Source organism: Deinococcus aestuarii (assembly GCF_018863415.1).
Lineage (GTDB): Bacteria > Deinococcota > Deinococci > Deinococcales > Deinococcaceae > Deinococcus > Deinococcus aestuarii.
Genome location: NZ_JAHKSN010000008.1, coordinates 151,585 through 169,155 on the forward strand (window position 1 = coordinate 151,585; position 17,571 = coordinate 169,155).

Consider the following 17,571-nt stretch of genomic DNA (forward strand, 5'->3'; position numbering starts at 1 on the left):
GGGGCTTGTGGCGGGTGGAGGCAGGCAGATCACCCCTCCACCCGCCACAGGCGACGCGCCAGACGCTCCCCCTCATCCCCTCACCGCCCCTTCCGCCTGCAAGGCCTCCTCCACCCGGCTCAGGATCGCCCGCTCGTCCTCGGGGTTGCCCACGAAGTCGTACCCGCTCGCGTCCACGGTCAGGAGGCGGCCCGGGTAGGTGCGGAAGTACTCGTCGTAGCGGGCGGTCAGCTCGGCGAGGTAGGCGGCCTGCATGGTGCGCTCGAAGGGGCGGCCCCGCTTCTCGATTCTCGAGAGGAGCAGGCCCGGCTCGGCCCGCAGGTACACCACGAGGTCGGGGGTGGGCAGCCGGGGTGAGAGGTGGGCGTAGAGGTCCTCGTACAGGGCGAATTCGGCGTCACGCAGGTTCATCGCCGCGAAGATGAAGTCCTTGTCGAAGAGGTAGTCGCTCACGACGTGGCCGCTCCACAGCCCCGGCTGCGCGAGGGCCGAGAGCTGCTTGAAGCGCGAGAGCAGGAAAAAGACCTGCACCTGGAAGGCGTACACCTCGGGCGCCTCGTAGAAGCGGGCCAGGAAGGGATTTTCCTCCACGACCTCCAGGTTGAGTTCCGCGCCGTAGCGCGCCGCGAGCCTGCCCGCGAGGCTGGTCTTTCCTACCCCGATGGGGCCTTCCACGACGACGTACATAGCGGGGGAGATGATAGGGCCTGGAGCGGTCAGCCGTCAGCCTTCAGCAAAAAGAGCCAGGGCACAAGCCGAGGCTCCTTCTCGCTGACCGCTCTACTGCAAGGTCCGCTTCTGGAGCGGCACCCGCACGTCCACGCTCCGCTTGTTGCGCCACACCCGGAGGTTCACCGTCTGCCCGGGGCGCTTGGCCGCGACGAGGCGGATCACGTCGAAGCTGCCGCGCACCCGCTGGCCGTCCACGGCGACGATGATGTCGCCCAGGGGCGCGAGAAGCTGGCCCCGGCTGTTGCGCAGCGAACCGCGCAGTCCCGCGCGGGCTCCGGCGCTCCCGGCGGGCACCTCGTCCACCAGCGCCCCCTCGCTGCTGCTCAGCCCGGCGAGCTGGCGCAGGGCGGGCTCCAGGCTGTCGAGGTCCACCAGGGTCACCCCCAGGGTGCCGCGCTGGGGCAAGCCGACCTGCTCCAAGTCCTCCAGGCTCTGGCGCACGAGGTCGCCGGGAATGGCGATGCCGATCACGCCGGGCACGAAGTTGTTCGGCGCGGCGTTCGCGTCGGCCACGCCCACCACCGCCCCACGCGAGTCGAGCACCGGGCCACCGCTGTTGCCGCCCTGGATGTTGGTGGTCGTCACGAGATACTGCCCGATCTCCCCGCCGAGCTGGTCGTTGCGGGGCACGTCGCGCGCGCTCGCCGCCACGCTAAACACGCCCGTTGCCACGAAGTTCGCAATCCGCAGCGGCGTGCCGATGGTGATGAGCTTCTGCCCCGGCAGGAGGCCCGCGCTGCGCCCGAAGCTCAGCGTCCGGGGGGCCGTCACCCCCGTCACCCGCAGGATGGCGATGTCGATGCCGGGGTCCACGCCCTCGACCCGCGCCGTTACCCGCCGCCCGTTGGAGAGGGTTACGCTCACCGACTCCTGGTACTGGATGACGTGGTAGTTCGTGACGATCAGGTCACGCTTGTAGAAAAAGCCCGTGCCCGTCTCCACCGGGTCGTCGCCCGCCTGAAGCACGTCCTTGCGCAGCCGGGCGTCCACCCGCACGACCGCCGGGAGGGCCCCCTGCGCCACCTCCACCGTGTTGATCTCGTCGGCGGTGACAAGGGTCCGCTGGGCGTGCACCCGGCCCGTGACATAGGCGGCCGTCGCTGCGGCGAGCAGCAGCAGCGCGAGTCCGGCGGCACGGGCCAGGGGCTTCACTCCCCCCCGCCGCCCTTGCCGCCGCCGTCCGTACCGCTGGCCTTGCCCGTTCCCGCCTCGGCGGATTTGGGCCGCGAGTCGGTCACGTAAAACCCGCTGCCCCGGAACACCAGGCCCGGCTGCGAGGGCACGCGCCTCACCGGAGCGCCTGTCTCGGGGTGGGTGCTGAGCGCCTCGTCGCGGATGCTCTGCTTGATCTCGAACGTTTCGCCGGTCTCGATGTTCTTGTAAACGTAGGTGGGCATGGCCTCGGTTCTCCAGCGGTCAATCTAGCAAGGTGGACATGAGGGAAGGGGGCGGCAAGTCCCGGTGGGCCAGACGAAAAGACCCCCACCCGCGAGAGGGGTGAGGGTCCTGGGAGGGACGTCCCGGTTACGCGCCGACCAGGGGCCGCTCCAGCCCGAACACCCGGTCGTCCACCGCGAGCGACTCGTTCCCGGCCTTGATCGTGGCGGCGAGCGCCTTCGTCTCCGGGAAGAGTTTGGCGAAGTAGAAACGCGCGGTCTGAAGCTTGCCGAGGTAGAAGCCGTCCCGGTCCTGCCCGGCCTGCACCTTCTGCGCGGCGATCTTCGCCATCCGCGCCCACAGGTAGCCGTAGACGACGTGTCCGAAGAAGCGCAGGTAATCGACGGCGACCGCGTTTACCTCGTCGGCACCCTCGGGTCCCGCGAGCGCCTTCTGGCCGACCACCATCGTGAGGCTGCCGAGCTGGTTGGCGGCCTTGCCGAGCGCGTCGAGGTAGGGGGCCAGCTCCTCGTCGCCCTCGTTCTCCTCCACGAACGCCTGGAGCACCCCGGCGAGCTTCTGGAGTTTCTTGCCGCCGTCCATCAGCACCTTGCGGCCCAGCAGGTCGAGCGCCTGGACGCCGTTTGTGCCCTCGTAAATCTGGCTGATGCGCGCGTCGCGGACGAACTGCTCCATGCCCCACTCGCGGATGTAGCCGTGCCCGCCGTACACCTGCTGGCTGAGAACAGCCACGTTGAAGCCGTTGTCGGTCATGAACGCCTTGGCGATGGGCGTCAGGAGCGCCACGAGGTCGGCGGCCTCCTTGCGCCTCGCCTCGTCGGGGTGGTGGTGCTCGATGTCGATGCTCAGCGCCAGCCACATCGCCATCGCGCGGCCCGCCTCCGTGTACGCCTTGCCGGTGAGCAGCATCCGGCGCACGTCGGGGTGCACGATGATGGGGTCGGCTTCCTCGGCGGGGTTCACGCGCGGCTCATGGCGCATCTGGAGGCGGTCCTTGGCGTAGGTCAGGGCGTTCTGGTACGCCACCTCGCCCAGCGCGAGCCCCTGGAGCCCGGTACCGAGTCGGGCGGCATTCATCATGATGAACATGTTGTTCATGCCCTTGTTGACTTCGCCGACCAAGTAGCCCCTCGCGCCGTCGAAGTTCAGCACGGCGGTCGCGTTGCCGTGAATCCCCATCTTGTGCTCGATGGAGCCGCACACCACGCCGTTGCGCTCGCCCACGCTTCCGTCCGCGTTCGGCAGGAACTTGGGCACCAGGAAGAGGCTGATCCCCTTCGTGCCCGCCGGGCTGCCCTCCAGCCGCGCGAGGACGAGGTGGACGATGTTCTCGGCCAGGTCGTGCTCACCCGCGCTGATGAAAATCTTGGTGCCCGTGATCGCGTAGCTGCCGTCGCCGTTGTCCGTCGCCTTGGTGCGGATGATCCCCAGGTCGGTGCCCGCGTGCGGCTCGGTGAGGCACATCGTGCCCGTCCACTCGCCGCTCACGAGCCTGGGGAGGTAGGTGTCCTTGAGCTCCTGGCTGCCGACCGCGTGCAGGGCGGAGTAGGCGCCGTGCGAGAGGCCGGGATACATCGACCACGCGACGTTGGCCGAGTTCAGCAGCTCCACGAGGACGTTGCTGACGAGGTGGGGCATCCCCTGCCCGCCGTACTCGGGGTCGGCGTCGAGGGCGGTCCAGCCCGCTTTGCGGTACTTGTCGTAGGCGGCCTTGAAGCCCGTGGGGGTGGTCACGACCCCGCCCGGGTGCCAGGTGCAGCCCTCCTCGTCGCCCACCCGGTTCAGGGGCACGAGTTCGGTCTCGACGAAGCGGGCGGCCTCTTCGAGGACCTGATTCATCAGCTCGGCGTCGGCGGTCTCGTTCCCCGCGTAAAAGGGCAGGGCGCCGAGGACCTGGGGGGCGTCCAGCAGCTCGTGCATCAGGAACTTGATGTCGCGCAGGGGGGCCTTGTACTGGGGCATAGGGGTCTCTCCTCCTTGGGGGCCGCTCCCTCACGGGGGGCGCACTCCCGGTCTTGATGATTGTACCCAGTCTAAAACTTCGCGGGGCGAAAGTCACGCGGGAGGGCGGCCCCTGCCGGACAGGCCCCGGGCCCCCGCGAGCATGCAGGCGGACACACGGGAGGGGGCCCTACTTTACAGCGCCCTGCCGGGCCGAACCCGAACGGTCGTCCGTCCTGGACGGACTGACGGCAGGTCCGCCGGGGGCCTGTCTCCTTTTCGGCCGCGCCTCCGGCAGAGTTTCGGGTATCCTGACCCTGATCATGAATTATCCAAGCCTGGTCTGGCACCTCAAGCGCACGGAGCTGTTCGCGGACCTTGAGCTGACGGAGTTGGAGCGCGTGGCCGCCACGACGCCCTACCGCTCGTACCAGCCGGGCGAGGTCATCTACCGCATGGACGACCCGGCAGACGCCCTGTATTTCGTCCGCAGCGGCCTCGTGAAAATCAGCAAGCTCTTTCCCAACGGCAAGGAGGCCATCCTCGGCGTGATCGGCCAGCACGACACCTTCGGGGAGTTGCTGCTGCAACCTGAAGAACGCCGCCCCACCCAGGCCGAGGCGCTGGAGCGCACCACCCTGATCGTGCTCCCGCGCACCGAGCTGCAAAAACTCCTGAACACCAAGCCCGACCTCGCCATGAAACTGATCCGCCTGATGGCCGCCCGGCTCTTCGAGGCCCAGTCGTGGACCGCCGCCGTGAGTGCCTACAGCGCCCCCGAGCGCGTCGCCAGCCTGCTCTACCGCCTCGCCCGCGAGTTCGGGCGGCCCCACTCGCAGGGGGTCGAACTGGCGCTGAAGCTCAACCAGGAGGACATCGCCCGGATGGTCGGCGCCACCCGCGAAACGGTCAGCCATTCCCTCGGCAAGCTCAAGCAGGAGGGGGCCATCGTCCGCGCCCGCGCGCCCATGATCGTCCGGCTGGAGGGCCTGCGGCGCTACCTGGAGGAGTAGGTCAGAGCGGGTCCGTGAGGGAGAGGTCGCCCGTCACGGTGCCTGCCTCTGCGGTCAGCCTGCGCCGGGCCTTCTCCGCCCAGAGGTAACGGGACGCGAGCGTGCGGTGGGGTGACCACGCCTGCACGACCTCGTTTTGCTCCTCGCGGGTGACGGCGCCGGGGTGCAGCCGCTCCAGCTCCTGCCGCAGGACCAAATCCCCGAAGCTGAACACGTCGGGCCGGGCGAGGCCGAACATCAGAAACATCTCGACGGTCCAGCGCCCGATACCGGGCAGGGGCGTCAGCCGCTCGATCACCGCCTCGTCGGGCAGGGCCTCCAGGTGCGTGAAGTCCACCCGCCCATCCAGGGCCGCCTCCGCGAGGGCGCGCACGGTGCGGACCTTGGCCCAGGAAAGACCGAGGGCGCGCAGATCGTCCGGCGCGGCGGCCAGCAGGGGACCGGGCCCCACCTCCCCGAGCCTCCCCACCAGCCGCGCGTAGATGCTCGCCGCCGCCCGCACCGAGAGCTGCTGCCCTGCCACGCTGCGGACCAGGGTGCCGAAGGGGTCGGGGGTAGGGGAGAGGACGGGCAGGGCGCCCACCCGCGCAATCAGGTCGGCGAGGGCCGGGTCACGGCCCAGCCACGGCACGGCCCCCTCGTGGTCGGTGAGGGGGAGGGCAGGGACAGAGGAGGAGAAGGTCACAGGAGGGGCCATTCAAGCGCAGATGGGCGGTGCAGACGGTGGCGCCCGTTCCTTACGCCTTCGCCCCCTGCGCGCGCTTGCGGCGCAGGAACCACACCACGGCGGCGACGACGACGACGGCCAGGATGACCTTCGACGCGGGGCCGATGTAGCGCTCCACCCGGTCGTAGTTCTCGCCGAGGACGTATCCGGCCCCGGCGAGGGCAGACGCCCACAGCCCCGAGCCGATGGCGCTGTAGAGCAGGAACTTGGGGAGCGGCATCTCGCTCATGCCCGCCGGGAGGCTCAGGAGGCTGCGGATGCCGGGCACCATGCGCCCGAAGAGCACCGCCTTGGTGCCGTGGCGGTCGAACCAGTCGTCGGCCTTGCGGATGTCCCTGCCGCTGAGGGTGAGCCACCTGCCGTACTTGTCCGCCCACGCGACGAGCCGTTCTTCCCCGAACGCGCGCCCGATGTAATACAGCGGCAGGGTGCCCAGGACGCTGCCCAGGGTGCCCATCGCCACGACCATGAGGATGTTCAGGTCCCCGCGCGAGGCCGCGAAGCCCGCCGAGGGCATGATCAGCTCGCTGGGAATGGGCGGAAACACGTTCTCCAGGATCATCAGCAGCAGGATGCCCAGGTAGCCCATGCTGTCCATCAGGTTCTGTACCCAGTCGGCCATATCCGCAACAGCCTAGCGGGTCGGGCCGGGGCGTGCGTCCGCCGAAAGTGAGCGGCCTTGGGGGCAGGGCTTCGGGGGCCGTGTCGCCCGGGCCGGGCCGGACCCTAGACTGCCCCCATGTCCCCCCTCCCGGCCCTGCGCGCCCTGATCTTCGACTTCGACGGCACCATCCTCGACACCGAGACGCGCGAGTTCCACCACTGGCAGAGCCTTTACCGCGAACACGGGCGCGAACTCGCCCTCGCGGACTGGCAGCACGGCATCGGCACCTGGGACGCCTTCGACCCCTGGGCCGGACTGCCCGAGCACGTCCTGGCCGACCGCGAGCAGGTCCGGCTGGGGCTGCACGAGCGCATCGTCTCCGACATCGCCGAACAGGACCTGCGGCCCGGGGTGCGCGACGTGCTGGAGGGGGCCTCGGGCGCGGGCCTGCGCCTCGCCCTCGCCACGAGCAGCGACCGGGCCTGGGTCACCCGCTGGCTGGAGCAACACCGCCTCCTGAGCCTGTTCGAGGTCCTCGCCACCCGCGACGACGTGCGCCGGGTCAAGCCCGACCCCGAGCTGTATTCGCTCGCCGCCTCCCGCCTGAGTCTGCGTCCCGGGGAATGCCTCGCCGTCGAGGACAGCCTCAACGGGGCCACCGCCGCCGTCGCCGCCGGGTGCCGGGTGGTCGTCGTGCCCAACGACGTGACCCGCACCCAGCCCTTCCCGCCCGAGTGGCCCCGGCTGGACGGCGGATACGCGGGCGGGCTGGAGGAGCTGGTGCGGGTGGCGGGGGGTTGAGGCGGCAACGAGAACGCGCGCCGGGTAGTTAAAGCCCGGCGCGCGTTCAAGGAAGAAGGGTGAGAGCGTTCGATGCAAAAAAAGTTATCACCCTGAGCAAAGGGTCTCCTGCCAGGAAGAGGGGAGGCTTCGCGGAGTTGACCCTTGAGCGCGAGCGTTGGAATCAGCAGGACACCTTGTCCTGTCCAACGTTTTAGAGGGCGAGCAGCTTGCCCAGGTTGCCGTCGTCGGTCAGGCCGTTCGGGAAGAAGCCGCCCTTCGCTGCCTTGCCCGTCGTGTCGAGGAAGACGATGTTCGCCACCTGACGGGGGGTGCGGCTGAAGGCGATGGCGTTGGCGTCGGCGGCGACGATGTTCGCCATGCCGTTCATGGTGATGCCCTGGTCGCGGTCGTCGCTGCCGTCCACCGCGTCGCGCAGGTTGCTGATGGCCTGCACGACCTGTTCGACGGTCAGCCCGGCGGCGGCCTGCTGGGCCCGGCGCTGATAGAGCAGGGTGCGGATGGCGCCCGAGTGGTACGCCTCGACCGCCAGGATGCCCGCCGCGTTCTCCAGGTTGCCGCCCGCCTTCTGGTCGTCGAGGAAGCGCGCCGCTCCCTTGTAGGCGGTGACGCCCACGTCCTCGAAGATGAACGCGCCGTGCAGGAAGAACAGCTCGTTGGCGTAGGGGTTGAAGTTCGTGATGGCCCCGTTCGAGGCGGCGTTCCCGGCGGCGGCGAAGGCCGGGCCGAGGTCGAGTTGCGGCTGCGCGACGGCGGCGCTTCCCAGCACCGAGCGGATGACCTTGACGTGGGCCAGCTCGTCCGAGGCGATCTCCTCGGCGTAGGCGCGGACCTCGGCGGACAGGCCGGGGATGGCCGACTTGCCGTCGAAGCCCTGGGGCAGGGTCACGCGGGCGCTGCTGCCCCCCGCCGCGTCCAGCTCACCCAGGCGGCCCACGGCGGCGAGGTAGAAGGCGGCCTCCAGGTATTCCAGGTTGAGGGCGAAGTTGAAGATGGCCGCGTCGAGGCCGTTGTCCTGGCTCGGCGTCGTGGCGATGACGCTCGTGCAGCCCGACAGCACGGCGCCCGCGCCCATCAGACCGGCCATGCCCAGGAACTTGCGGCGGGTGCTCGTGCCCTGCGTGTCGTTACTCATAGGTGAAACCTCCAGAAAAGATACGGACGAACGGAGACAGACGGCGAAGACCCGGGACCGTCTGGAGACGAACCCGTCACGCGTGGGGCAGAGGTTCTGCTCGCTGGCGTCGCTTCACCCTGCCTCTATGCCGCTCCCCCGGCTTTGGATGACTGCATTCGTCGAAAGTCGGAGACGATGAAGGCTGCATGAAAATCAAAGGGCACTCCACATTCAAAGGCCGCCGAGAACTTGCTCGGCGGCCCCTCAAATTCGGTGCGGATGACCTTCAGCGCCTACCCGTGAGCCTCCCGCCCCCCGAGCGCCCACTCCAGGAAGGCCCACACATCGGCGGACTCCTCGATCACGAGGGCGGTGGGTTTACCCGCCCCGTGCCCGGCGCGCGTCTGGATGCGGATGAGGATGGGCGCCTCGCCTCCCTGCGCGTGTTGCAGGGCCGCCGCGAACTTGAAGGAGTGGGCGGGAACCACCCGGTCGTCGTGGTCGCCGGTCGTGATCAGGGTGGGGGGGTAGGCCGTGCCCTCGCGGAGGGTGTGCAGCGGCGAGTAGGACCGCAGAAGGTCGAAGAGGGCGGGGTCGTCTGCCCGCCCGTAGTCGGTGGCCCATGCCCAGCCGATGGTGAAGAGGTGATAGCGCAGCATGTCGAGCACACCGACCTGGGGCACGACGGCCCCGAACAGCTCCGGGCGCCGCGTCATGCACGCGCCCACGAGCAGGCCACCGTTGCTCCCGCCCTGGATGCCGAGTTGTTGGGGTCTCGTGACCCCCGTTTCGATGAGGTGTTCGGCGCACGCGGTGAAGTCGTCGAAGACGTTCTCCTTGCGCTCGCGGGTGCCCGCCTGGTGCCAGTCCTCGCCGTACTCGCCGCCACCCCGCAGGTTCGCCTGCACATACACGCCGCCGCGCTCCAACCAGCTCAACCGCGAGGGGCTGAACCCCGGCGTCAGGCTGATTCCGAACCCGCCGTAGCCGTAGAGCAGGGTGGGGTTCGACCCGTCACGCTCCAGCCCCCGGTGGTGGACGAGGAACATCGGCACGCGGGTGCCGTCGGGGCTTGCTGTGAACTCCTGCCGCACCTCGAAGGCGTCCGCGTCGAAGGCCACGGCGGGCTCGGAGAGCGGCTCGGGCGTTCCGTCCGGCAGGCTCAGCCGGTATGGAGTGAGTGGGAACAGGAAGGAGGTGAAGCCGAAGTAGACCTCGAGGTCGTCCGGCCGTGTATTCAACTCGGTGACCGAGCCCAGCGTCGGCAACTCGACCTCGCGCCGTACCTTGCCCGAGCGGGCGTGCAGGGTGAGACGGTGGCTCGCGTCCCGCAGGGTGAGGGCCAGCAGACCCTCCGGTACGAGGGCGACGTACTCCAGAGCGTCCGGCCCCTCGGAGATCACGTCGCGGCGCTCGCCCGTCTCGATGTTCCAGGCGACGAGCCTGCCCAGCGGCGCGTCCTCGTCCGTCCGCACGAAGAGGGTGGGGCCGTCGTTGCCGACCACCGTGAAGCCCGCCCGGAAGTCGCCCACGAGTTCGGTGAAGGGGGCGTCCGAGCCGACCTCCCGCACCCAGAGCTGGTTGTGGGGGCTGCTGCCCAGCCAGACGTGGACGACGAGGTAACGGCCGTCGTGCGTCACGTGTGCCCCGAAGCCCCAGTCGGGCTGGTCGGGCCGGGCGAGGATCACCTCGTCCGCCTTCTGCGGTGAGCCGAGGCGGTGCAACAGCAGGCGCTGGCCCCGGTTCGCGCCGGTGAGGGCGTCTCCCTGCGCCGGAGGGTCATAGGCCCCGTAGTAGAACCCCGAGCCGTCCGGAAGCCACGCCGCGCCGCTGAACTTGCTCCACTCGATGTGGTCCCCGGCGTCCTGCCCGCTCGAAACGTCCCGCACCCGCCACGTCAGCCAGTCGCTGCCCCCGCTCTGGGTGCCGTAGGCGAGCCGGGCGCCGTCCTCGCTGACCGAGGCCCCCATCAGGGCGACGGTGCCGTCCGCGCCCAGCGTGTTGGGGTCGAGAAGCAGGCACCACGGGCCGGTGGGCGAGTCCGCCACCTGGAGGACCGGCTGGTTGAGCAGCCCGGGGTTGTAGGTGCGGAAATAACGGTCACCGCGCCGCCACGGCACCCCGTCCTTCGGGAAGTCCCACAGCGCCGTCAGCCGCTCGCGGTACGCCTCCCGCGCGGGCAAGTCCGCCAGGAACGCCCCCGTCACCTCGTTCTGCGCCGCCACCCACGCCCGCGTCTGCGCCGAGTCCGGGTCTTCGAGCCAGCGGTAGGGGTCGGCCACCGGGCACTCCCGCCCCCGCGCGTCCCGGTACACGTCCACCTGATCGCCCCGCGGCGACTCCGGATACTGAAAGGTCATGCCCGCCATCCTGCCACGGGAAGACCAAAACGAGCCCGCATCTGCTGAAAGCTGACCGCTCCTACACGTCCGGATACACCTTCAGCTCCGTCACGTGCGCCCGGTCGGGCCGCGTGAGGGCGTGCGCGACGCTCTTGGCGAGGCCGCGCGGGTCGATCATGGCGTCCCAGCTCAGGCCCGCCTCGCGGTTTCTGGGGGTGTCGACCGCGCCCATCGGGTAGAGCACGCAGCCGCGCACGCCCCGGGCCTTGAGTTCGTCGTGGAGGCTGAGGATATAGGCGGCGACGGCGGCCTTGCTCGCCGTGTACAGCGCCGACTTGGGGCCGCTGAGCCGCGCCGCCGAGCCCGAGCTGAAGCCGATGATCATGCCGTCTTTCTGCCGCAGCATGTGGGGCAGTGCGCCCTGCACCGCGTGGAAGAGGGTAAGCATATTCGTGTCGAACATCAGCCGCAGGTCTTCCCCGCTGGCCTTCTGAACGTCCTGCGGCGCGTAGGCGCCCACCGTGTGCACGAGCGCGTCTACCTTGACCTTCCGCAGGGCCTCCACGCTGGCGGGGTCGGTGAGGTCGAGGTCGAGCACCTCGGTCGCGGGAAAGCGGTCGGCGGCCTTGGCGAGGCTCTCGCCGCGCCCGACGAGGACGAGCTGCGCGCCCGCGTCCTCCAGTTCCTGGGCGATGGCGGTCGCCAGCGCGCCGCCTGCCCCCGTCAGCATGATCGTAGAGGAGCCGAGGTTCGCCATACCCCCAGCCTACCGGGCGGGGACCTTCAGGCAGCGTTAAGCCAGCGGCCAGACAGGTCTGGAGGGCGTGGACGGAGGCCTTAAGTTTCCCCCCCGTACACCGCCGCCCGCACGTCCACCCACTCCCCCGACCCGAGCACGAACGGCTGGCGCTGAAGGTCGGTCGTGACCTGCGGGCCGTGCGGCGCGAGGTACACGTTGACCTCGGTGCGGATGCCAAACCCCCGCTCACGGGGGTAGGTGCCCGGCTCCACCGTCACGGCGAGGCCGGGGGTCAGGCGGCGGGTGTCGCGCGTCTCGTAGTCGTCGAGGTTCGCCCCCGAGCCGTGGAGCTGCACCCCGAGGTCGTGCCCGGTGCGGTGGAGGAAGGAAGGCGCCCAGGTCTCTCCCATCGCGTCCCGCGCCGCCCGGTCCACCTCCCAGCCCTGGAGGCTGCCGTGCCGCTCGTGGAGGAGGCTCAAGGCCGCGTCCCGCGCACCGCGCACCGCCTCCCACGCCTCCCGGTACTCGGCGCCCGGCTCGCCAGCGAAGCCCACCCAGGTCACGTCCGCGAAGGGGCGGCCCGGCTCCTGCGCCCACAGGTCGATCAGGACGCACTCACCGGGATTCAGCGTCGCATTGCGCTCTCCCCCCAGCTGGTAGTGCGGGTCGGCGGCGTTCGCGCCGAAGCTGACGTTGACGGGGTGGCCGCTGTCCAGCCCTTCCTCCGCGATGGCCCGCTCGATCACCGCCTGCACCTCCAATTCCGTGACCGGCTCGCCTGCCCTGAGCCGCTCGTGGATCAGGCGGAAGGCGTCGTCCTTGGCCCGCATCAGGAGGGCCGCCGCCCGGCCATGCGCCACGAAGTCCTCGGGGGACCAGACCAGAAAGGCCTGGAGGAGGTCGGCGCTGCTCTCCACCCGCGCGCCCGCCGCCCGCACCCGCTCGACCGTCCCGGCGTCCACCCGGCCGACGTACGGCACGGCGCCGTGCGGGCTGTACTCCATCGCCACCGTCTTCCCGGCCACGACCTCCGCCAGCCGCGCGTCCAGCTCCGCGTGTGATCCGAACGCGCGGCGCTCCACGTCCCAGCCCTGCGAGAGGGTCGCCCACGTCCCGCCCTCGATGTGGTTGTGGAGGAGCACCGCCTGACCCTCGCGCGGTACCCAGATGAAGAAACGGCGGGTGAGGTGCGCCCCCGCCGGGAGGTCCAGCACCCGCCGGGCGTGCGGGTTGAGGCCCTGGAAGTCGTACATCAGCCAGCCGTCGAGGGGGGTGCCTTGCAGGGCCCGGCGCATGGCCTCGGTGGGGGAGAGGGTCATGTGGGCAGGATAAGGGGCGAAAGGCCGGGCCGGTCGGGTGGGCTCCCCGCATAGGCCTGCTACGGTGCCCCCATGTCCAGCCCGCCGGACTCCCAGCGTCTGCACCGCGAGCGGCTAGAGCTGCTGCGCCACCTCGACCGCCTGACCGACGCGCCCATGACCGTCCTGGGCTTCGTGTGGCTCGCCCTGCTCGTCGTGGACCTGACGAGAGGGCTGACCCCGGGGCTCCAACGGCTCAGCGACTTGATCTGGATCCTCTTTATCCTCGACTTCCTGCTGTCCTTCACGGTGGCGCCCGACAAGTGGGCCTACCTGCGCTCGAACTGGCTCACCCTGGTCTCCCTCTTCCTGCCTGCCCTGCGGGTCTTGCGCGTCTTCCCGGCGTTGCGGGCCGTGCGGGTGCTGCGGGCCACCCGCTCGCTGAACCTCGTGCGGCTGCTGACCTCGCTGAACCGCGGTTTTCGCGCCGCCGGGCGGGCCGTGCGTCGGCGGGGGGTGGGGTACGTGGCCCTGCTGACCCTGCTCGTCGCGCTCGCGGGGGCGGCGGGGATGTTCGCCTTCGAGGACGTGCCCGCGGCGCGGGAGAGCGGCCTCACCGGCTACGTTTCCTGGCTGTGGTGGACGGCGATGATCCTCGTCACGATGGGCTCGGACTACTTTCCGAAGACGGGGGAGGGCCGGTTCCTGACCTGGCTGCTCGCCCTGTACGGTTTTGCGGTGTTCGGGTACATCACGGCGTCCGTGGCGAGCTTCTTCGTGGGCCGGGATCAGACCGCCGCCGAGGGTGGGGACGACGAGGTGACGAACGCCGCGCTGCAACGTGAACTCTCGGCCCTGCGGCGGGAGATCGCGGGCTTGCGGTCGGAGCTGGAACGCGGGGAGGGGAGAGGGTAAGGCCGGGTCCCTCACCTCGATTCCCCCACCAACCGCCGCGCCCGGGCGTCGCTCGCGTTCCAGAGGCGGAGGTCGCGGACCTCGCCGTACTCCTCTCGCAGACGGCGGAGGAGGGTGGAGCGGTCGTTGAGACAGGCCTCGGTCGGCCCGCACTCGCGGGTCAGGGTGTCCTGATTCGCCACGACGACGGGCACCGCGTCCGCACCGAGGCTCAGCAAGCCCCCCACGTCGGCCCCCTGCGGGGTGCGGCGCAGGTCGTTCGTCACACCCGCGACCGAGCGGTGGACGTTGACCCGGGCGATCAGCGCGCCAGGATTCAGGGCGGTGGTCACGAGCAGCGTGCCGAGCCCCAGAAGTAGCGCCGGATACGCGAAGTGCCGCAGCCGTCCGCGCCACAGGGTCACGGCGAACCACCCCAGGGCCAGCACCACCCAGACCAGGAAAGCTGCGCCCAGCACCCGAATCTCGCTCAGTCCGTAAGCGAGCGTGTACAGCCGCCAGCGGTTCGCCGCGCTCAGCACCACGAGGGCGAGGGGCGCCAGCACGGCGAGGTTGAGCAGCCGGTACGCGGCCCCCGCCCTCACCTCCTCCCGGGTGATGGCGTGTGCCCCGAGCAGCAGGCCCAGGGTCAGGAAGGCCACCGCCATCAGCTCCCCAAAGCCACGCCGCACGTACTCCGAGAAGGTGAAATCGCCCGGCAGGCCCGTGCCGCTCAGGAGATAGGGAAGCTGGGTCCCCAGGAACACGACGAACAGTGCCCCGAGCGCCGCCAACGGGAGGCCCACCTCGACCAGCCCCAGCCGGGGAAGGCCGGACGGCTCGCCCGCCGGAAAGACCGTGGGCCGCAGCGCCATCAGCGCCGGGTAGACCAGCCCGCCCGCGAAGGCCGCCCAGAAGACGAGGCGCAGGACCGTCTCCCACACGCCGCCCAGGTCCCAGTCGAGCAGCCGCCCGATCAGCGTGCCGAAGCCCGCGTCCGCCCCCGCGAGCAAACCGCCGAACACCAGCAAGACGGGCACGGTCAGGAGCAGCCCGACGCCCCAGCGGCCCACCGTGCTCCCCCGGGCCGGACGCACCCGCGCCCAGGGAAAGCGTTCGAGCAGGGCAGGACCTCCGTACACGAAGCGCAGCCCGCCCGTGAAGGCCGTGCCGACCAGCGTCCACACCCCCGCCACCCTCGTCCCCGGATGCCGCAGGGACGCCGCCCCGAGCGTCAGGCACAGCAGGAGGGCCACCCCGTTCAGGAGGGCGAAGCTCAGAGGCACCCGCCACACGGCGAAGGTGGCGGCAAAGGCGAGGCCGAGCCCCAGGAGCGTTCCGGCCTCGCGGGTGGGGACCCGTCCTGACCGCCGCAGCGCCCAGAGGACCGTTCCCAGGAACAGGGCCACCCAGACCTGCACGTTCACCCCGACTCCCAGCGCGTCTCCCGCCGTCAGCCCGTGCGCGGCGAGCGCCAGCCCGGCGGCCACCATGAGCGGCAGCGCGGCGCGTTCGGGTCGTGGCAGGGCGGGGGAGAGGGCGGTCTCCGGTACGGGCGAGGGGGGGAGGGCGGCGCCGGGTCCTTCCGGGGAGGTCATGGGGGCACCGTACATACCGGGCTCTCACGCAGCGTCCCCCTTTCGTTGTCCGTCTTTGGGTGCAGGGTTCAGGCAAGTCTTCCGGTACGGTTGCCCTCCCACGTGACCCCTACACTCGCCCTATGGCCTTCCCCGACATACAGAGCTTCATGCGCCTGCTGGAGGACCGGGGCGAACTCGTGCGCGTCTCGGTCCCGGTGGACCGCGAGCTGGAGATCACCGAGATCGCCGACCGCCTGGTGAAGTCGGGCGGTCCGGCGGTGCTGTTCGAGCACGTCAAGGGCAGCCCCTTCCCCCTCGTCATCGGGCTGATGGGCACCCGCGAGCGAACGGCGCTGGCCCTGGGGGTGAGGGACCTCGACGACCTCGCCGCCAAGGTCCGGCACCTGATCGACCTCAAGGGGAGCGGTGGCCTGGGTGGCCTGCTTGGCAACGTAGGCAAGCTGCGTGACGCGATGAACCTCCCGCCCCGCCGTGTCCGTTCCGGTCCCGCCCAGGAGGTCGTGTGGACGGGTGACGAGGTGGACCTCGGCAAACTCCCCATCCTCAAGTGCTGGCCCCTCGACGGCGGCCCCTTCGTGACCCTGCCGCTGGTGATCACCCGCGACCCCGAGACGGGTGAGCGCAACATGGGCATGTACCGGATGCAGGTCATGGGCCGCAACGTCACCGGGATGCACTGGCAGCGCCACAAGACGGGCACGAAGCATCTGGAGAAGGCGAAGCGCCTGGGCCAGCGGCTCGAAGTCGCCGTCGCCATCGGCGGGGACCCGGCCCTGATCTACGCGGCGACCGCGCCCCTTCCCCCCATCCCCGGCCTCGACGAGTTCGCCCTCGCGGGCTACCTGCGCGGCGAGCGGTATCCCGTGACGAAGGGCCTCACGGTGGATCTCGACGTGCCCGCCAATGCCGAATTCGTCCTCGAAGGCTACGTGGACCCGCAGGAGGATTGGGCGATGGAAGGCCCTTTCGGTGACCACACCGGCTTCTACACCCTCCCTGACCTCTACCCGCGCTTCCACGTCACGGCGGTCACGATGCGGAGGAACCCCGTCTACCCCGCCACCATCGTGGGCCGCCCGCCGATGGAGGACGCCTACCTGATCGAGGCCTCCGAGCGCCTCTTCCTCCCCGCCGCGCAGCTCATCCTGCCGGAGGTCGTGGACTACCACATGCCCCCCGCCGGGGTGGCCCACAACCTCGTCGTGGTGAGCATCAAGAAGACGTACCCCGGCCAGGCGTACAAGGTGGCGAACGGCCTCTTCGGCCTCGGCCAGATGATGTTCGCCAAGGTCATCGTCGTGGTGGACGAGGGCGTGCCAGTGAACGACTTCGGGGCCGTGTGGCGCGAGGTGACCGCGCGGGCCGAGCCGGGACGCGACACCCTGACCACGCGCGGCCCCACCGACGTGCTCGACCACTCCAGCCGCGGCTGGGGCTACGGCGGCAAGCTCATCATCGACGCCACCCGCAAGCTCCCCGAGGAGGTGGGCAGCGCCGCGAGCAGCCGGGAGGATCAGGGCCAGGAGCGGGAGGAGGCGACCTTCACCCCCCATCTGTCGGGCGATCTCCCCACCTTCGGGGGCGTCCTCGCCCAGCGCCAGACTCCGGACGGTTACTGGTACGTGGCGCTGCACAAGACCCGCCCCGGCCAGGCCCGGGCGCTTGCCGAGGTCTTTGCAGCCCACCCTGCCGCACGGGGCGTCCGTCACCTTCTGATCGGCGACGAGCAGACCGACGTGGGAAACGTCCAGGACGTGTGGTGGACCATCCTCAACAACATCGACCCCGAGCGCGACGTGCGGCAGGTGGGAAACCTCCTCGCCTGGGACGGCGCCCGCAAACTGCCCGAAGAAGGCTTCGTGCGCGAGTGGCCCCCCAAGATCGAGATGACGCCCGAGGTGGTTCGCCGCGTGGACGCTCTGTGGCACATGTACGGGTTGACCGAGACCTCTCGCTGACCTCCTCCCCTCACCCCTGCGAGCGGCCTCGCGGGGGTGTTGACATCTTCGGGGCGAGGGCTTATAGTTCCCTTCGCCCGATCCGAAGGGCGAGGCGGAACCCCCGAAAGAGGACCGCCGGGACGCATGACAAGCTGGTGCAAGTGACGATGACAGGGCCGCCCGACAGGGCGGTGCGAGCGGACATCCCCCCAGGTGTCTCCAGACTCGTGAGGAGCCGAGAGGCTCGACAGAAGCCAAGCGCAAGTGAGGCATCAAACACATCAACACTGTCCCTCGGGGCAATGCTGAACGATTTGATGGAGAGTTTGATCCTGGCTCAGGGTGAACGCTGGCGGCGTGCTTAAGACATGCAAGTCGAACGCTCGGCCTTCGGGTCGGGAGTGGCGCACGGGTGAGTAACGCG

At 70.1% G+C, this 17,571-nt stretch carries 15 protein-coding genes and 1 rRNA gene; 5 read left to right on the plus strand and 11 right to left on the minus strand.

The annotated features are described in order from the left end of the window. Positions 1 to 72: 72 nt before the first annotated feature. From IC605_RS12130 to IC605_RS12145, 4 genes are all read right to left on the minus strand, one after another. Positions 73 to 687 carry a deoxynucleoside kinase gene (locus IC605_RS12130; RefSeq protein WP_216324035.1) on the minus strand — a complete coding sequence of 205 codons (615 nt, stop codon included), beginning with the start codon at positions 685 to 687 and terminating at the stop codon, positions 73 to 75. Positions 688 to 780: 93 nt separating this feature from the next. Further along, positions 781 to 1,884, minus strand: a complete 1,104-nt coding sequence (locus tag IC605_RS12135; RefSeq protein ID WP_216324037.1) for a S1C family serine protease — start codon at positions 1,882 to 1,884, stop codon at positions 781 to 783. Next, a complete protein-coding gene (locus IC605_RS12140; protein ID WP_216324040.1) occupies positions 1,881 to 2,129 on the minus strand; it encodes an FmdB family zinc ribbon protein in 249 nt (82 codons plus the stop codon). Before IC605_RS12140 ends, IC605_RS12135 begins: the two co-directional genes overlap by 4 nt. A gap of 127 nt (positions 2,130 to 2,256) precedes the next feature. After that, positions 2,257 to 4,092: an acyl-CoA dehydrogenase C-terminal domain-containing protein gene (locus IC605_RS12145; protein WP_216324044.1), complete on the minus strand. Its 1,836-nt coding sequence runs from the start codon at positions 4,090 to 4,092 to the stop codon at positions 2,257 to 2,259. 302 nt (positions 4,093 to 4,394) lie between these two features. Here IC605_RS12145 and IC605_RS12150 point away from each other — a divergent pair, with 302 nt between their 5' ends. Then, a complete protein-coding gene (locus IC605_RS12150) occupies positions 4,395 to 5,084 on the plus strand; it encodes a Crp/Fnr family transcriptional regulator (RefSeq protein ID WP_216324047.1) in 690 nt (229 codons plus the stop codon). 1 nt (position 5,085) lies between these two features. Here the strand turns inward: IC605_RS12150 and IC605_RS12155 are convergent, their stop codons facing one another. Continuing rightward, positions 5,086 to 5,781, minus strand: a complete 696-nt coding sequence (locus IC605_RS12155; RefSeq protein ID WP_216324050.1) for a DNA-3-methyladenine glycosylase family protein — start codon at positions 5,779 to 5,781, stop codon at positions 5,086 to 5,088. 40 nt (positions 5,782 to 5,821) lie between these two features. Further along, positions 5,822 to 6,433 carry a DedA family protein gene (locus tag IC605_RS12160; protein WP_216324053.1) on the minus strand — a complete coding sequence of 204 codons (612 nt, stop codon included), beginning with the start codon at positions 6,431 to 6,433 and terminating at the stop codon, positions 5,822 to 5,824. Between the two features lie 117 nt (positions 6,434 to 6,550). Here IC605_RS12160 and IC605_RS12165 point away from each other — a divergent pair, with 117 nt between their 5' ends. Beyond that, the gene (locus tag IC605_RS12165; protein ID WP_216324056.1) at positions 6,551 to 7,216 is read left to right on the plus strand and encodes an HAD family hydrolase; all 666 of its coding nucleotides are present in this window, start codon (positions 6,551 to 6,553) and stop codon (positions 7,214 to 7,216) included. Positions 7,217 to 7,409: 193 nt separating this feature from the next. Here IC605_RS12165 and IC605_RS12170 read toward each other — a convergent pair whose 3' ends face one another. The 4 genes from IC605_RS12170 to IC605_RS12185 all read right to left on the minus strand — a co-directional run bounded on the left by IC605_RS12170 (position 7,410) and on the right by IC605_RS12185 (position 12,733). Then, positions 7,410 to 8,351, minus strand: a complete 942-nt coding sequence (locus IC605_RS12170) for a ferritin-like domain-containing protein (RefSeq protein ID WP_216324059.1) — start codon at positions 8,349 to 8,351, stop codon at positions 7,410 to 7,412. A 275-nt stretch (positions 8,352 to 8,626) separates the two neighbouring features. Beyond that, positions 8,627 to 10,693, minus strand: a complete 2,067-nt coding sequence (locus tag IC605_RS12175; protein ID WP_216324062.1) for a prolyl oligopeptidase family serine peptidase — start codon at positions 10,691 to 10,693, stop codon at positions 8,627 to 8,629. 61 nt (positions 10,694 to 10,754) lie between these two features. Next, positions 10,755 to 11,432 (minus strand): SDR family oxidoreductase, encoded by a 678-nt coding sequence (locus tag IC605_RS12180; RefSeq protein ID WP_216324065.1) that lies wholly within the window; start codon positions 11,430 to 11,432, stop codon positions 10,755 to 10,757. 80 nt (positions 11,433 to 11,512) lie between these two features. Then, on the minus strand, positions 11,513 to 12,733 hold the full coding sequence (locus IC605_RS12185; RefSeq protein WP_216324067.1) for a M24 family metallopeptidase: 1,221 nt from the start codon (positions 12,731 to 12,733) through the stop codon (positions 11,513 to 11,515). Between the two features lie 72 nt (positions 12,734 to 12,805). Between IC605_RS12185 and IC605_RS12190 the strand changes: the two genes are divergently transcribed. Beyond that, complete coding sequence (locus IC605_RS12190) at positions 12,806 to 13,627, plus strand: ion transporter (RefSeq protein ID WP_216324070.1); 822 nt, start codon at positions 12,806 to 12,808, stop codon at positions 13,625 to 13,627. Positions 13,628 to 13,638: 11 nt separating this feature from the next. Here IC605_RS12190 and IC605_RS12195 read toward each other — a convergent pair whose 3' ends face one another. Next, entirely contained in the window at positions 13,639 to 15,204 is a 1,566-nt protein-coding gene (locus IC605_RS12195) for a DUF4153 domain-containing protein (RefSeq protein ID WP_216324073.1), read from the minus strand. A 122-nt stretch (positions 15,205 to 15,326) separates the two neighbouring features. Here IC605_RS12195 and IC605_RS12200 point away from each other — a divergent pair, with 122 nt between their 5' ends. Together IC605_RS12200 and IC605_RS12205 are read left to right on the plus strand one after the other, a co-directional pair. Further along, positions 15,327 to 17,165 carry a menaquinone biosynthesis decarboxylase gene (locus tag IC605_RS12200; protein WP_216324076.1) on the plus strand — a complete coding sequence of 613 codons (1,839 nt, stop codon included), beginning with the start codon at positions 15,327 to 15,329 and terminating at the stop codon, positions 17,163 to 17,165. A gap of 296 nt (positions 17,166 to 17,461) precedes the next feature. Then, a 16S ribosomal RNA gene (locus tag IC605_RS12205) occupies positions 17,462 to 17,571 on the plus strand; the annotation flags it as partial.

Bases quoted from the DNA above. Each gene is read 5' to 3' on its own strand.
- IC605_RS12145 (WP_216324044.1), bottom strand. From the start codon at position 4,092: ATGCCCCAGTACAAGGCCCCCCTGCGCGACATCAAGTTCCTGATGCAC.
- IC605_RS12140 (WP_216324040.1), bottom strand. From the start codon at position 2,129: ATGCCCACCTACGTTTACAAGAACATCGAGACCGGCGAAACGTTCGAG.
- IC605_RS12155 (WP_216324050.1), bottom strand. From the start codon at position 5,781: ATGGCCCCTCCTGTGACCTTCTCCTCCTCTGTCCCTGCCCTCCCCCTC.
- IC605_RS12180 (WP_216324065.1), bottom strand. From the start codon at position 11,432: ATGGCGAACCTCGGCTCCTCTACGATCATGCTGACGGGGGCAGGCGGC.
- IC605_RS12170 (WP_216324059.1), bottom strand. From the start codon at position 8,351: ATGAGTAACGACACGCAGGGCACGAGCACCCGCCGCAAGTTCCTGGGC.
- IC605_RS12165 (WP_216324056.1), top strand. From the start codon at position 6,551: ATGTCCCCCCTCCCGGCCCTGCGCGCCCTGATCTTCGACTTCGACGGC.
- IC605_RS12150 (WP_216324047.1), top strand. From the start codon at position 4,395: ATGAATTATCCAAGCCTGGTCTGGCACCTCAAGCGCACGGAGCTGTTC.
- IC605_RS12160 (WP_216324053.1), bottom strand. From the start codon at position 6,433: ATGGCCGACTGGGTACAGAACCTGATGGACAGCATGGGCTACCTGGGC.
- IC605_RS12200 (WP_216324076.1), top strand. From the start codon at position 15,327: ATGGCCTTCCCCGACATACAGAGCTTCATGCGCCTGCTGGAGGACCGG.
- IC605_RS12185 (WP_216324067.1), bottom strand. From the start codon at position 12,733: ATGACCCTCTCCCCCACCGAGGCCATGCGCCGGGCCCTGCAAGGCACC.
- IC605_RS12190 (WP_216324070.1), top strand. From the start codon at position 12,806: ATGTCCAGCCCGCCGGACTCCCAGCGTCTGCACCGCGAGCGGCTAGAG.
- IC605_RS12175 (WP_216324062.1), bottom strand. From the start codon at position 10,693: ATGACCTTTCAGTATCCGGAGTCGCCGCGGGGCGATCAGGTGGACGTG.
- IC605_RS12130 (WP_216324035.1), bottom strand. From the start codon at position 687: ATGTACGTCGTCGTGGAAGGCCCCATCGGGGTAGGAAAGACCAGCCTC.
- IC605_RS12195 (WP_216324073.1), bottom strand. From the start codon at position 15,204: ATGACCTCCCCGGAAGGACCCGGCGCCGCCCTCCCCCCCTCGCCCGTA.